Genomic DNA, 12,884 nt, shown 5'->3' with positions numbered 1-12,884 from the left:
CAACGGGCCCGGCCGTCGCTCCGGCAGGCCCCGCGTCCGTCACAACCGCGGGCCGGCCGGGCGAGGGGACGCCGACCGCATCAGGCGGCGGCCTGGTTGACCGTGCCTTCCGCCAGCGTCGTCAGCTTCTGGTCGGTCGCCTTCTCCTCCTCGAGCGTGCGCTCCAGAAGGTCGGCGCAGTCGTTGCGGCCGAGCCGGCGCGCCCAGGCGACGAGGCTGCCGTAGCGCGTGATCTCATAGTGTTCGACCGCCTGCGCGGCGGCGATTAGGGCGGCGTCGAGCACCTGCTTGTCGGCGACATCGCCGGCCACTTCCTCGGCTTCCTTGATGATGCCGTCGATGGCCGGGCAGGTCACCGCGTCAGGCGTGACCCCGTGCATCGAGAACACCTGCTCGAGCCGGCCGACATGCCCCTCGGTCTGCTGCAGATGGGCGTTGAAGCCGGCCTTCAGGTTGGTGTTCGTCGCCTTGTCGATCATCTTCGGCAGCGCCTTCAGGATACGCTTCTCGGCGTAATAGATATCCTTCAGCTGGTGCACGAAGAGATCGTCGAATGTCTGAATGTCCTTGGTGAAGAGACCCATGTTTCCCTCCTCGGGAAAAGTGTTCGTGAGAAATCGGGTCCGGCCGCGTGCCGGTTCCGGACCTCCGGGCGGGCGTTTCGGCCGACGAAGCGGCGGCGGCCCCCGGCTCAGCGGTGCATTGGCTCAGCGGTGCATGCGGCTCTGGAGCACGCCGATCGCGTAGCCCGCGACGGTGGCCGCCAGCAGAGCGAGGATGCTGTTCTCGCCGATCCGGCGGGTCACGGCCTCGTTGCCCTCGCGATAGAGCTCGCGGCCCTGTACGAGGCCTTCCTCCGCCGCGTTCACCGCGTGCCGGCCATGCTCGCGCACCGTCTCGCCGGTGTCCCTGAGGCCCGCCTTCGCCCGGCGCGTGGTGTCGCCGATGCGGTCCTCCATGTCGTTGGCCCAGTCGCGGAAGTTGCCGCTCGCGGCTCCGACCGCCGAAACGGCCTCTTCCGCCGCCTTGGACGCCTTGTTCGCCACGCTCTCGTTGTCTTTCATCGGATGTCCCTCCTGTTGTCGCCGCGGTCAGCGGTCGGATCGGCCGCTGGCGCGCAAGGATCGTTGTCGGTCAGGGTCGCGGCCGGCCGGCAGACGGCGCGGGCGCGCCCGAAAGCGGCCAGGTCCAGAAGGCCGTCGCCGCCGCCATGGCGTGGAGCGACAGCGCCATCATCGCCGGCATCACCGCCCACGGACCCATCGCCCAGGGCGTGGCCTGCATCGCCAGCGGCGTGGCCTGCAACGCCATCCGCGGAGCCGCGCCGGCCATCGCCGGCATCATCTCCGCCGCCGCCCGCGGCAGGGTGGCCGCGGCCGACATCATCGTGCTGGCGGCCGCCGCTGCCGGTTCCGTCACACCCTGGAGGTGGTCCGGCAGCGCGGACGACGCAGCCGCCGACATGGTTTCCGACATGGCATCCGACATGGCGTCGGCCGTGCGCTCCTGCCCGTCGCGCGCCGCGGCGGCGACGTCCTCGGCCGCCTTGCGAACGGTGTCGCCGGTGGCGCCGGCCGCCTTGCGGGTTTCGGCTCCTGCCTCCACTGCGGCGTCGGCGGTGTCCTTGATCGCTTTCGCGGCTCTCGCCATGGTCTGCTCTCCGTTCTGTTCCGATCCGCCGGTCCGATCGCGGATCCGGTCGGAAACGCCGGCCGGCCGGCGGTGGCGTCGAATGAGGCGTCACGGTGACGTCCATCGTCGTGACGTTCTGGCCGGCTGCGTTCTGCCTGATGCGGTCCGCCCGGCTTGCAAATCGCTGGGTAAACGGGCGGCGAGCCACGGCCGTTCCCTAACCGGCTCGCTTGCGGTCGGTGGCGGACCCAGCCCGGCCCTCGGGGAACGGAATCCGCACACCCGCGTTCGGAACCGGCGCAGCCTGCGGCCGGTCCGCCTGCGCGGAGGGCGCGCGACATGATCGATCTTCCCCTGGAATGGGAGCGGCTGGAGGCGGTGCTGCGGCTCGCCGTGGCCGCGGCGATCGGCATGATCGTCGGCCTGAACCGCGATATGCACGGCAAGCCGACGGGCATGCGCACGCTCGGCCTCGTCTCCCTCGCCGCTGCGCTGGTCTCTCTCGCCGGCCTCAGCGTCGGCGGGATGGACGGTCACCCGGATGCCACGAGCCGCGTCGTGCAGGGCATTATCCAGGGCGTTCTCACCGGCATCGGCTTCATCGGCGCGGGCGTGGTGCTGCGCAATCCGAAGGCGCTGGAGGTCTACGGCCTCACCACAGCCGCGACCGTGCTGGTGACGGCGGCGCTCGGCATCGCCGCCGCGCTGGCGAACTGGGAACTCGTGCTCGCGGCCCTGCTTCTCGCAATCGGCCTCCTGATCGCTCCCTCTCCGACGGAGAACGAACACGGTTACGGCGATTCCGACGACGACGACACGCTGCCCGAAGACGGCGATGCGACGGCTGCCGTTTCCCCAGGCCGAGGACCGGAACGGACGCGGCCGCCCGCGGTTGTCCGGCTGGCTGGCGGCACATCCAACGGCGGCGCTTCCAAGGGCCGCGCATCCAAGGGCGGCAACACCATCAAGGGCGGCGACACCATGGAACGCATCGATTTCGAGATCACGGGCCATGAAGGCGCGTGGCAGGTGACCGGCCCCGACGGCGCCGGCATGTCCTATCCGACCCGCGAGGCGGCGTTCGAGAGCGCGGTGATCGCGGCCTCCACCGCCATCAAGGAAGGCGCCGAGATCTCCATCGTCGTCCGCGGCCGCCCCGGTCAGGCACTCGGCGAACGCCGCAACTGACGCGAACGGCTAGGCGACACGCTTCCAGCGACCGGAGCCCGTCGGTCCCGACTTCGCCTGCGATCCCGGCTCACCCTGTCCGGCTCCCCCTGTCTTGCGCACCTTGCACCGGCGGGGCGCAGAGGGCACCCTGCCGCGGCCGCGGATCGGTGGCCGCCGCCGCGTCCTGTGCGCGGCCACGATCTCGCGGCGCCGAAATCGGAAAAACGCGCGCGGCGGTACGCCCCGGCAAACGGGGCGCGCGACGGCCGCGCCAGAGGCGGCGCCCGGAATGAACGAATACGAACTGCAACGCGTCATCACCTTTCTGGAGAAGACGCGCGCGCCCTATCTCGATCTGGTGCCCGCGGCCGAGCCCGATCCGGCCTGGAACATCATCACCCACCTGATGAAGGAGCGGATCGCCGGGCGCGTCGTCACCATGTCGTCGCTGATCGACGTGGCCGGCGTGCCCTACTCGACCGCGCTGCGGCGCATCCACCGCATGATCGAAGAGGGGCTGATCCAGAAGGTGGCGCGCAGCACCTCCGGCAAGTCGTTCGCGCTGGTTGCGGGGCCGCGGCTCGTCGCCGGCTACGAGGCCCACGCGCGCCGAGTGAAGGCGGTGCTGGCGCGCACCTACGGCCACCGCGCCACCGGCGACGATGCCGACGACGACTATTATTTCGGCGGCGCGCTGCCCCGGGAGGATCCCCCCGCCGCCATCATCGAGCAGCGCCGCAACAAGCCGATCGACCTGCGCTTCCTGCTCAACGACGACAACTACTTCGCCTCGATGCGGAACATGTGGATCGACTTCCGCAGCAACCTCGCCTCGCGCCGGAATTTCGAGCTGCAGGAGCTTCCCGAGCTCTACGACCGGCTATTGTGGAACGGCGGTCGCGAGCAGTCCTTCTTCGATGTGGTCACCGTCAACATGCCGTGGCTCGGCGAGATGGCCTCCAAGGGCCTGTTGCGTCCGCTCGACGACTTCATCGCCGCCAGCAACATCAACCCCGATGCCTTCCAGCCGGTGGTGTGGGGCACCGGCTCATGGGGCGGCCGGCAATACGGCATCCCGATCTACGTCACCATCGAATGCCTCACCGCCCAGCGGCCGATGCTGGAAGCGGCGAAGCTGCAGATGCCGCGCACCTTCGACGAGGTGATCGCGGTCGGCCGCGCGCTTCACGCGCCGGAGGCGGGGCGCTGGGGCATCGTGTGGAACGCCGCGCGCGGCATGCCCATCGCCCACGCCTTCATGTTCTTCCTCGGCTGCTGCGGCGGGGCGGTGCTCGATCTGAAGCGCGCCGGCTCGGGCTACACGCTGGAGGGCATCGACCGGCGCACGCCGCCGCCGCGGGTCAACGATGCCGCGGCCCGCGCCGCGCTCGACTACATGCACCGGCTCGTCGAGATCTCGCCGCCCGGCATTCTCGACATGCGCTGGAAGGAAGCGCTGATGACCTTCATGAGCGGCGATGCCGCCATGTGCTACATCTGGTCGATGCGCGCGGCACGGTTCGAATATGACGTGCAGTCGGCCGTCAAGCGGCGGGTGGAATATGCCGCCCATCCGGCCGGCCCCGGCGGCACGAACCTTTCGCCCATCGGCGGCTTCCTGCTCGCCATCCCGTCCAACCTGCCGGAAGACCGCGCGCGGCTCGCCTTCGAGGCGATCTCGTGGATGGCCTCGGCCGAGGCGATGCGCGCCCACGTCAAGAACGGCTTCCCGGTCGCGCCGGGTTTCAGCATCGTGGCCGATCCCGAGGCCGCCGCCGGCTCGCCCATCGTCCGCCTCGCCGACCGGCTGGCCCGGCGCAACCAGCTTCACAACTGGCAGCGCCCCCCGGTGCCGCATTATACCGGCATCGAGCGCATCCTCGGCGAGGAGATCCACGCCGCCCTGCGGCGCGAGAAGTCCGACGCCGCCGCGCTCGTCGACGCGGAAGCCGCCATCGCCCGCCTGATCCGCACCGCCGACGAAGACGCCGCCGTGCCGGTGGGCCGGGACCTCTGATCCGTTTTCCTCGACCGTCTTGCGATACCGGCGGCGGTCGCGTTATAGGGGGTGAAAGGTGGTCACCCTCCGGTCAGCAAACGAGCTGCCGCGATCTGAAATGCGCGGGGGAGGATGCACGGGGCAGCACGGCATCCCGGCCGCCTTTTTCGCGGCCATTTGCTCGGCCCGGCCATGATGCGGCGCCCTGCGTTACCCCGCTTGGCACAGCCCGGAAGTGAACCCTATGCCGCAGCCGGTGCGGGGATCACGCGATTGCGGCCCTGGGCCTTGGCGGCGTACATCGCCAGATCCGCCGCGCGCAGCACGGCGTCGGCGCTGGCATGGGGCGGCCGGGACGGTGCCACGCCGACGGAGACGGTGACGCTCGTGATCTCGCCTGCGATCGTCACCGCCGTCGCCTGGACGGTGGCGCGCAACCGTTCCGCGACGACCATCGCCGTCGCGATGTCCGTCGCCGGCAGCAGCACCGCGAATTCCTCTCCGCCGATGCGGGCGACGGTATCACCGGCGCGTATCGCCCCTCTGAGCGCTCCTGCGACGGCCACCAGCACCGCGTCGCCCTCGGCATGGCCATACCGGTCGTTGATCGTCTTGAAGAAATCCACGTCGACGAAGGCGATGGCGAGCGGAGCCCCCCCGTTCGGCGCCGTGGTCTCTGCTTCCACCGCATTCCGGAACGCACGCAGGTTCGGCAGGCTCGTCAGCGGGTCGCGCCGGGCAGCCTCGTCGAGCGCCTCGTTCTGCGCGGCGATGGTCTCCAGCGCCCTGACCGACTGGACGCGGAACGTGTGGAAGAACAGGCCGGTGAAGAACAGCGAAATGATGAACGTGCTCACGCCGGTTGCCGTCGTTGCGATGTAGCCGCCCGCGACAGCCGTGCAGAACGCGACGATGGCGACGGCGGTCGCGACCCATGCGGCGCGGGCGCCAAGCGTGAGAAAGATCACACCGATTCCGGGGAAGAAAAGCAGCATCCGCAGCGGATCCTCCGGCACCAGGAACAGCGCGGCGACGATCAGGAAAAGGCCGCCGGTGCAGAATGCGATGGCAGCGGGCCGGGTTGTTCCGGGCCAACGCCAGACCATGACCAGTAGTACCAGGGCCATGAAGAAGAACGCGATGTTGTTGTAGGTCTGAAGCGGTCCGACCGAGAGCCAGCCCATTGTGCTTGCCGCGACCATGGCGGCAGTCCACACGGTGGCCGCCCCCAGCACCGTGATCAGAAAGCGGCGCCTGAAGCCGGCGAACTCGTGCCGGGAAGCGGACGATCCCCTTGCAGAGTCGAGCATGATAGCCGGTCGTCCCGCGTCTTGACTGTGCCCCGGCCGCGGGTCCACCCCACCTGCGGTCCTTGCGGAGGACGGCATCGATACGCCCTCCGGTGGCACGATACGCCGCGTCGCCATGGCGCGGAAGTGCATTCTCTCCGATGTCAGCGCCGGGTTGGCCGGCGCAGGTCCACAGTCCGTCGCCGAAAGCTCGGAACACTGTCTCAGTTTTGGGGCTCAAACCATTCCTAGTCGAAGCCTCTATACTTTCTGAGTGCAGTCACTATTTTCGGTTGCTGAGGGCAGCGTAACAGGCGGCCCTCAGCTTTTTGCAGGTCAACGCTTAATCGTTTCGACGATATGCGTCTTGGGGCTGTTGGTCGCGGTTTTAACCGTGGTGAACTGCCCATTTCCAGCATTGCGACCGATCTTCACGGGCTTCTTACTCATAAAATCACCTCTCGACAGCTATGAGGGCCGTTGCATCCGGCACCGAAGCGAGCAGCATCGGCATCTACATATAGTGCATGATTCTAATTTTTACGCAACATATAGATATTCATGATATGTTCGTTTTTGAAAGGAGGCCCGTATGAAGGGCCATCGGGCAGAGTGAGAAGTGCGAATATCCATTTGGAAAGAAAAGCACTTTTTGCCTGTGTGCCCGAAAGCGTCCCACGAGGTGCTAATTAGAGGCTGTCGTGGCGAGTCCACCACGCGCCTGGCCTTGGCCGTCAGCCGGTCTCCGGCAGGGTGTCGTCGGCCTCGTCGGGTGCCTCGGGGGCAAGGCCCGCCATCCGCTCGAACTGCTCCAGCAGGGCGAAATAGTCGCGCTCGCCGTCGCCGGCGGCCCGGGCGAGTTCGAACTGCTGGCGGATCAGGCCTGCGATCATCATCGGCGCGCGGATTGCGCGTGCGGTGTCGGCCACGAGGTCGAAATCGGTGATCATCTGCTGGATCGAGAACGCCGGGTCGAAGTCTCGCGCCAGCAGCATGTCGCGCTTTCCTTCGATCAGCGGCGACGCGACGATGCTGTCTGCGATCACGTCGAGCATGGCGCGGGTGGAAAGGCCGCCCTTGCGCCCGAACATCAGCGCCTCCGACAGCACCGCCGCCGTCGAGCCCGCCAGAATATTCAAAACGAACTTCATATAGCGCGCTTCCTCGCCGGCGCCGAGATAGAGCCGGCGCGTGGAGAGCGTGGCGAGCAGCGGCTCCACGGCGCGCACCGCCTCCGGCGGGCCGGAAAGCAGGATCGTCAGTTGGCCGTCGCTCGCGAGCTGGGTGCTGCCCGAAACCGGTGCGCGCACGAATGCCGCGCCTGTCCTTGCCAGAACATCGGCCGCTTCCGCCGAGAGGTGGGGCGACACCGTGCTCATGTCGACCACGATGTCGCCGGGCGCGACGTGGGCGCAGAGGCCGTCCGGTCCGAGCACGACCTCCCGCAGCACAGAATCGTCGGGAATCGTCAGCACGATCACCCGCGCCCGGTCGCAGAGTTCGGCGGCGGTGGAGACGAACCCGGCGCCGCGCGCGACCACGATCGCGCGGTTCTCCACCACGGGCTCCAGAACGGTCAGCCGGTAGCCGGCCGCCAGCGCGCGCCGGCACATCCGCGCGCCCATCTTGCCGACGCCGATCCAGCCGATATGTCGATCGGGCAGCCGCCTTGTCGCGACCCGGGTGGTTGCACGCTTCACGCCAAGTCTCCGCGCCAAGTCTCCGAACCAAGTCTCCGGCCTTCCGTCGGCCCACGGGCCGGCGGGACGGTTCTGGTCCGGAGACTAGGGGGCCGCGGCGCCGAGGCGACATGGCAACTTGTTCAAAATGAATATTTTCGCGATTGCGGCGAGGGCCGGCATCGCTAGGCTTCGCGACCAGAGCCCACAAGAGGCTCCCGAGAGGAAATGCTGCGAGAGGGGCTGACGGCCGTGTATCCACGGGCCGAACCTTCATGCGCGATTTCCTCCTTGCTGATTTCAAGGGAGGAATAGATGCGGACTAAACTGTCCATTATTTCGTGCGCCGCCGTCGCTCTCGCCATGGGAACGAGCATTGCTTCAGCGGATTGGTACAAGGGAGCGCCGCGCACGTTCCTGTTCAATCCCTCCGCCGACGTCTGTTTCAAGGATACCAGCCAGTACAAGAAGGCGGGTCCCTACACCATCGGCTTCTCGAACGCCGGCCTCGGCGACAGCTGGCGCGTCGTGGCGCTGCATTCGCTCGAGAAGGCCGCTGCCGAGCACAAGGACAAGATCGGCAAGCTGCTCATCACCGATGCCGGCCATGACGACGCCAAGCAGATCGCCGACATTCAGGATCTGGTCTCCCGCGGTGTCGATCTCCTGATCGTCTCCGCCAACACCGAGAAGGCGCTCGATCCCGCCGTCAGCCGCGTGATGAAGCAGGGCATTCCGGTCGTCATGGTCGACCGCCGCATCGCCTCCGACAACTTCGTCACCTTCGTCACCGCCTCCGACAACATGGAAGGCCGGTTGTGGGCGCAGTGGCTGGTTGAGAAGCTCAACGGCAAGGGCAACATCGTCATTCTCGGCGGTCAGGCCGGATCGAGCCCGAACGAGGCGCGCGTGCGTGCCGGCATGCAGGTGTTTGACCAGTATCCGAACATCAAGATCCTCGACACCGTCTATTCCGACTGGAGCCCGGTGAAGGGCAAGCAGGCGATGCAGGCCGTGATCGCCAAGTACGGCAAGGACATCAACGGCGTGTTCTCCACGCACGGCCTGCAGACGCCCGGCTCCATCGAGGCGTTCCTCGAGGCCGGCTTCAAGCCCGGCGAGATCCCGCCCCACACCACCGCCGACGTGAACGGCCCGCTGCAGATGGCGCTGAAATACAAGGTGCCGATGCTGGAGGTCGGCTATCCGCCGGCCATGGGCGGCCAGGCCATCGAGACCGCGCTCAAGGTGCTCGACGGTGCCAAGGTGCCGTGCATCACCGAGATCAATTCCCAGATCGCCGTCACCCGCGGCGACGAGACCCCCTCGATCCGCCCCGACGTCTACATCGACGAGATGGTGGTGAAGGACGGTCCCGCCGACATGCTCGTCACCGGCGGCATGGGGCCGGGCTACGACCCCAAGACCTTCTCCGTCGACTATCCGAAGTAACGGGCCGGCGGAGCCGACGGCTCCGCGACGACGGCCGCCCGGACCCTCCCGGGCGGCCGCCCACGAGCGCGAAACCGACGACGAGACGAGGCGTTGCCATGCTGACGCTCACAGGCATTTCCAAGGGGTTCCCCGGCGTCCAGGCGCTGCAGGGCGTGTCGTTCGACGTCGCGGCCGGCGAGATCCACGCGCTCGCCGGCGAGAACGGCGCCGGCAAGTCGACGCTGACCAAGGTCATCGCCGGCGTCTACCGGCCTGACGAGGGCGCGATGACGCTCGACGGCAAGCCCGTGGCCTGGGCCTCGCCGGGCGAGGCCAAGGCCGCCGGCATCCACGTCATCTACCAGGAATTCGTGCTGTTCCCGCACCTCACGGTCGCCGAGAACATCTTCCTCGGCCACGAGCGGCGGTCCCGGCTCGGCCTCGTCGACCATCGCCGCACCCGCACCGAGGCGGCGGCGCTCTTGCTCCGCCTCGGCGTCGACATCGACCCCGAGGCGCGGGTGAGCGAGCTGTCGGTCGCCGACCAGCAGATGGTGGAGATCGCCAAGGCGCTCGTCCACGACGTCAAGGTGCTGATCCTCGACGAGCCGACGGCGGTGATTTCCGGGCGCGAGGTCGATCTCCTGTTCGAGCGCCTCCACGCGCTGCGCCGCCAGGGCGTCGCCATCGTCTACATCTCCCACCGCCTGGAGGAGATCTTCGCCCACTGCGACCGGGTGACGGTCCTGAAGGACGGCCGTCACGTCGCGACCCGCCGCGTCGCCGAACTCGACCGCGACCGCCTGATCGCGCTGATGGTCGGGCGCGACATGCGCGAGCTCTTCCCGCCGAAGCGGCCCGCGCCCGCGGCGCCGCGCCCGGTGGTGCTGGAGGCGCGCGGCATCTCGGTCCCCGGCCGCGTCCGGCGCGCCGATCTCACGCTTCGGGCCGGCGAGATCACGGGGCTCTCCGGCATGGTCGGCGCGGGCCGCACCGAACTCGCGCTCGCCATCTTCGGCGGCCTCGCGATGTCGGAAGGCACGGTCGTCATCGACGGCACCGCCCGTCACGCCATGACGCCCGCCCGCGCCATCGCGCTCGGCATCGGCCTCGTCACCGAGGACCGCAAGGGCCAGGGCCTCGCCATGCTGATGGACGTGGCGGCGAACGTCTCCGCCTCCTCGCTCGGCGACGTTTCGCGCGGCGGCTTCCTCGACCGCGGCGCCGAGCGCGCCATCGCCGCCGAGGCGATCGCCTCCTACCAGATCGCCTGCCGCGGCCCCGACACGCCCGTCGCCGTGATGTCGGGCGGCAACCAGCAGAAGGTCATCGTCGCCCGCTGGGCGCGGACCTGCCGCCGCGTGCTGATCCTTGACGAGCCGACCCGCGGCGTCGATGTCGGCGCCAAGATGGAAATCTACCGCATCATGCAGGCGCTCGCCGAAGCCGGCATCGCCGTCCTGATGATCTCGTCGGAACTGCCGGAGATCGTCGGCATGTCCGACCGCGTGGTGGTGATGCGCGAGGGCATCGTCACCGGAGAACTCGTCGGCGACGAGATCGAGGAAACGGCGATCGTCGGCCTCGCCACCCAGCACGCCGCGGCCTGACGGGAGGAACCGGACCCATGCCGACATCAACTCCCACGACATCAGCGCTTCCCGTTTCCGCTCCCGCCCGTGGCCGCCGCTCGCGGCTCGGCCGCTTCCTCGCCGCGCGCACGGGCATCGTCACCTCGCTCCTGCTGATCGCGGCCATGCTGGCGGTCGGCGCGGTGCTGTCCGACCGCTTCCGCACGGCGGGCAACCTGCTCAACGTGTTCGAGCAGTCCTCCGGGCTCGCCTTCGTCAGCCTCGGCCAGACGCTGGCGATCCTCACCGGCGGCATCGACCTCTCGGTCGGCTCGCTCATCAGCCTCGTCTCGGTGCTGACGGCCGGCCTGATCGACGGCGATTCCGCCCGCACCCTGCCGGTCGTCGCCGCCATGCTCGCGCTCGGTCTCGGCGTCGGCGCCGTCAACGGTCTCGCGGTCATCCGCCTGCGCATCCACCCGCTGATCGTCACCCTCGGCACCGGCGCCATCCTGCAGGGCATCACGCTGCTCTATGCGCTCGGGCCGGTCGGCTCGGCCCCGCCGGAATTCGACGCCATCGCCTACGGCAAGCTGTTCGGCCTGCCGGCCTCGGCGGTGCTCGCGGTCGTCGCCTTCGTCCTCGTCGCCCTGTTCCTGCGCTACGTGCCGTTCGGCCGCCAGATCTACGCGGTCGGCGACGATGCCCACGCCGCCCGGCTGATGGGCCTGCCCCACGACCGCGTCATCGTGTTCGTCTACGCCTTCTGCGGGCTCTGCGCGGCCTTGACCGCGATCTATCTCGTCGGCCGCTTCGGCTCCGGCCAGCCCTATCAGGGCGCGAACTACACGCTCGCCTCGATCACGCCGGTCGTGGTCGGCGGCACGCTTCTCTCCGGCGGCCGCGGCGGCGTCATCGGCACGCTGATCGGCGCCTACCTGATCTCGCTCCTCAACAACCTGCTGAACTTCATGGACGTCTCGTCCCACGTCCAGCTCATCGTCCAGGGCCTGATCATCATCCTCGCGGTCTCGGTCTACATCGAAAGAAGGAGGTCGATCGCATGAGCGAGCTTGCGGGAACGCCCCACGCCGCCGCGTCGCATACGGGAGCCGGATCGATGGACGCCACCGCGACGAAGGCCGGTCCCGGCCGGTCGGGCCTTGCCGGCTTCGCCTCCCGTCACGGCATCTACCTGTTCCTGATCGCGCTGATCGTGGTGTCCGGCATCGTCGCACCCAGCTTCCTGCGCGGCGACAACATCTCCAACATGCTGATGCAGATGGCGCCGCTCGGCATCGTCGTCATCGGCCAGACCTTCGTGATCCTGGTGCGCGGCCTCGATCTGTCGGTCTCCTCGGTCATGGCGACCGCGGCCGTGGCGGCGACGAGCTTTTCCGGCACCAACGCCGATCTGCCGGCCGTCCTCGGCCTCGGGCTCGCCATCGGGCTCGGCACCGGGCTCGCCAACGGCCTGCTGATCACGAAGCGCCGGGTGTCGCCGTTCCTCGCCACGCTGGCGACCATGATCGTGCTCCAGGGCATCCGCTTCGCGTGGACCCAGGGCGCCCCCTCGGGAAGCGTGCCGCCGCTGCTGCGCACCGTCGGCTCCCAGGCGTTCTACGGCGTGCCCTACAATCTCATGGTCATGGTGGTGCTGGCGGTCGTGTTCGGCCTGGTGCTCCATGCCTCCACCTTCGGCCGCAAGGTCTATATCACCGGCGGCAACCCGCTCACCGCCCGGCTCGTCGGCATCGGCGCCGACCGCGTCACCATCGCCTGCTACATGATCTCCGGCGGGCTCGCCGCCATCGCGGGGCTGGTGCTGTCGGGCTTCGTCGGCATCGTCGACAACTGGGTCGGGCGCGGGTTCGAGCTCGATTCCATCGTCGCGGCGGTCATCGGCGGCGTGGCGCTCTCCGGCGGCCGCGGCTCCATTCCCGGCGCACTCGCCGGGGCCGCGATCCTCACGGTGGTGTTCAACGCCGTGCTGCTGTTCGGCCTGCCGGTCCAGTTCCAGATCATCATCAAGGGCGCCGTGATCATCCTGGCCGCCGCCTTCTACATGCGCCGCGCGCACTGACCGCGCGCCCCAGACACCGATTGGAGT

11 protein-coding genes are annotated in these 12,884 nt (G+C 68.6%); 6 read left to right on the top strand and 5 right to left on the bottom strand.

The annotated features are described in order from the left end of the window. Window positions 1-80: 80 nt before the first annotated feature. The 3 genes from BUF17_RS17435 to BUF17_RS17425 all read right to left on the bottom strand — a co-directional run bounded on the left by BUF17_RS17435 (window position 81) and on the right by BUF17_RS17425 (window position 1,650). Entirely contained in the window at window positions 81-584 is a 504-nt protein-coding gene (locus BUF17_RS17435; protein WP_073631081.1) for a YciE/YciF ferroxidase family protein, read from the bottom strand. A 123-nt stretch (window positions 585-707) separates the two neighbouring features. Next, window positions 708-1,064: a hypothetical protein gene (locus tag BUF17_RS17430; protein ID WP_073631079.1), complete on the bottom strand. Its 357-nt coding sequence runs from the start codon at window positions 1,062-1,064 to the stop codon at window positions 708-710. 70 nt (window positions 1,065-1,134) lie between these two features. Further along, window positions 1,135-1,650, bottom strand: a complete 516-nt coding sequence (locus tag BUF17_RS17425) for a hypothetical protein (protein WP_073631077.1) — start codon at window positions 1,648-1,650, stop codon at window positions 1,135-1,137. 321 nt (window positions 1,651-1,971) lie between these two features. On the opposite strand from BUF17_RS17425, the gene BUF17_RS23115 reads away from it, so the two are divergent. Both BUF17_RS23115 and BUF17_RS17415 read left to right on the top strand, forming a co-directional pair. After that, window positions 1,972-2,820 (top strand): MgtC/SapB family protein, encoded by an 849-nt coding sequence (locus BUF17_RS23115; protein ID WP_073631075.1) that lies wholly within the window; start codon window positions 1,972-1,974, stop codon window positions 2,818-2,820. A 271-nt stretch (window positions 2,821-3,091) separates the two neighbouring features. Beyond that, window positions 3,092-4,819, top strand: a complete 1,728-nt coding sequence (locus tag BUF17_RS17415) for an extracellular solute-binding protein (RefSeq protein ID WP_073631073.1) — start codon at window positions 3,092-3,094, stop codon at window positions 4,817-4,819. 224 nt (window positions 4,820-5,043) lie between these two features. Here BUF17_RS17415 and BUF17_RS17410 read toward each other — a convergent pair whose 3' ends face one another. Together BUF17_RS17410 and BUF17_RS17405 are read right to left on the bottom strand one after the other, a co-directional pair. Further along, the gene (locus tag BUF17_RS17410) at window positions 5,044-6,111 is read right to left on the bottom strand and encodes a GGDEF domain-containing protein (RefSeq protein WP_073631070.1); all 1,068 of its coding nucleotides are present in this window, start codon (window positions 6,109-6,111) and stop codon (window positions 5,044-5,046) included. 713 nt (window positions 6,112-6,824) lie between these two features. Further along, the gene (locus BUF17_RS17405; protein WP_084564844.1) at window positions 6,825-7,790 is read right to left on the bottom strand and encodes an NAD(P)-dependent oxidoreductase; all 966 of its coding nucleotides are present in this window, start codon (window positions 7,788-7,790) and stop codon (window positions 6,825-6,827) included. A gap of 294 nt (window positions 7,791-8,084) precedes the next feature. On the opposite strand from BUF17_RS17405, the gene BUF17_RS17400 reads away from it, so the two are divergent. From BUF17_RS17400 to BUF17_RS17385, 4 genes are all read left to right on the top strand, one after another. Further along, window positions 8,085-9,221 (top strand): ABC transporter substrate-binding protein, encoded by a 1,137-nt coding sequence (locus BUF17_RS17400; RefSeq protein WP_073631069.1) that lies wholly within the window; start codon window positions 8,085-8,087, stop codon window positions 9,219-9,221. Between the two features lie 98 nt (window positions 9,222-9,319). Further along, on the top strand, window positions 9,320-10,813 hold the full coding sequence (locus BUF17_RS17395; RefSeq protein WP_073631067.1) for a sugar ABC transporter ATP-binding protein: 1,494 nt from the start codon (window positions 9,320-9,322) through the stop codon (window positions 10,811-10,813). A gap of 17 nt (window positions 10,814-10,830) precedes the next feature. Next, window positions 10,831-11,841, top strand: coding sequence for an ABC transporter permease (locus BUF17_RS17390; protein WP_073631064.1), 1,011 nt, complete (start codon window positions 10,831-10,833; stop codon window positions 11,839-11,841). Continuing rightward, a complete protein-coding gene (locus BUF17_RS17385; RefSeq protein ID WP_244530933.1) occupies window positions 11,838-12,857 on the top strand; it encodes an ABC transporter permease in 1,020 nt (339 codons plus the stop codon). Before BUF17_RS17390 ends, BUF17_RS17385 begins: the two co-directional genes overlap by 4 nt. The last annotated feature ends 27 nt before the right edge of the window (window positions 12,858-12,884 follow it).

Origin of the sequence: Pseudoxanthobacter soli DSM 19599, from assembly GCF_900148505.1 — a bacterium.
Taxonomy (GTDB): Bacteria; Pseudomonadota; Alphaproteobacteria; order Rhizobiales; family Segnochrobactraceae; genus Pseudoxanthobacter; species Pseudoxanthobacter soli.
This window is presented reverse-complemented; position numbering and strand designations above follow the sequence as displayed.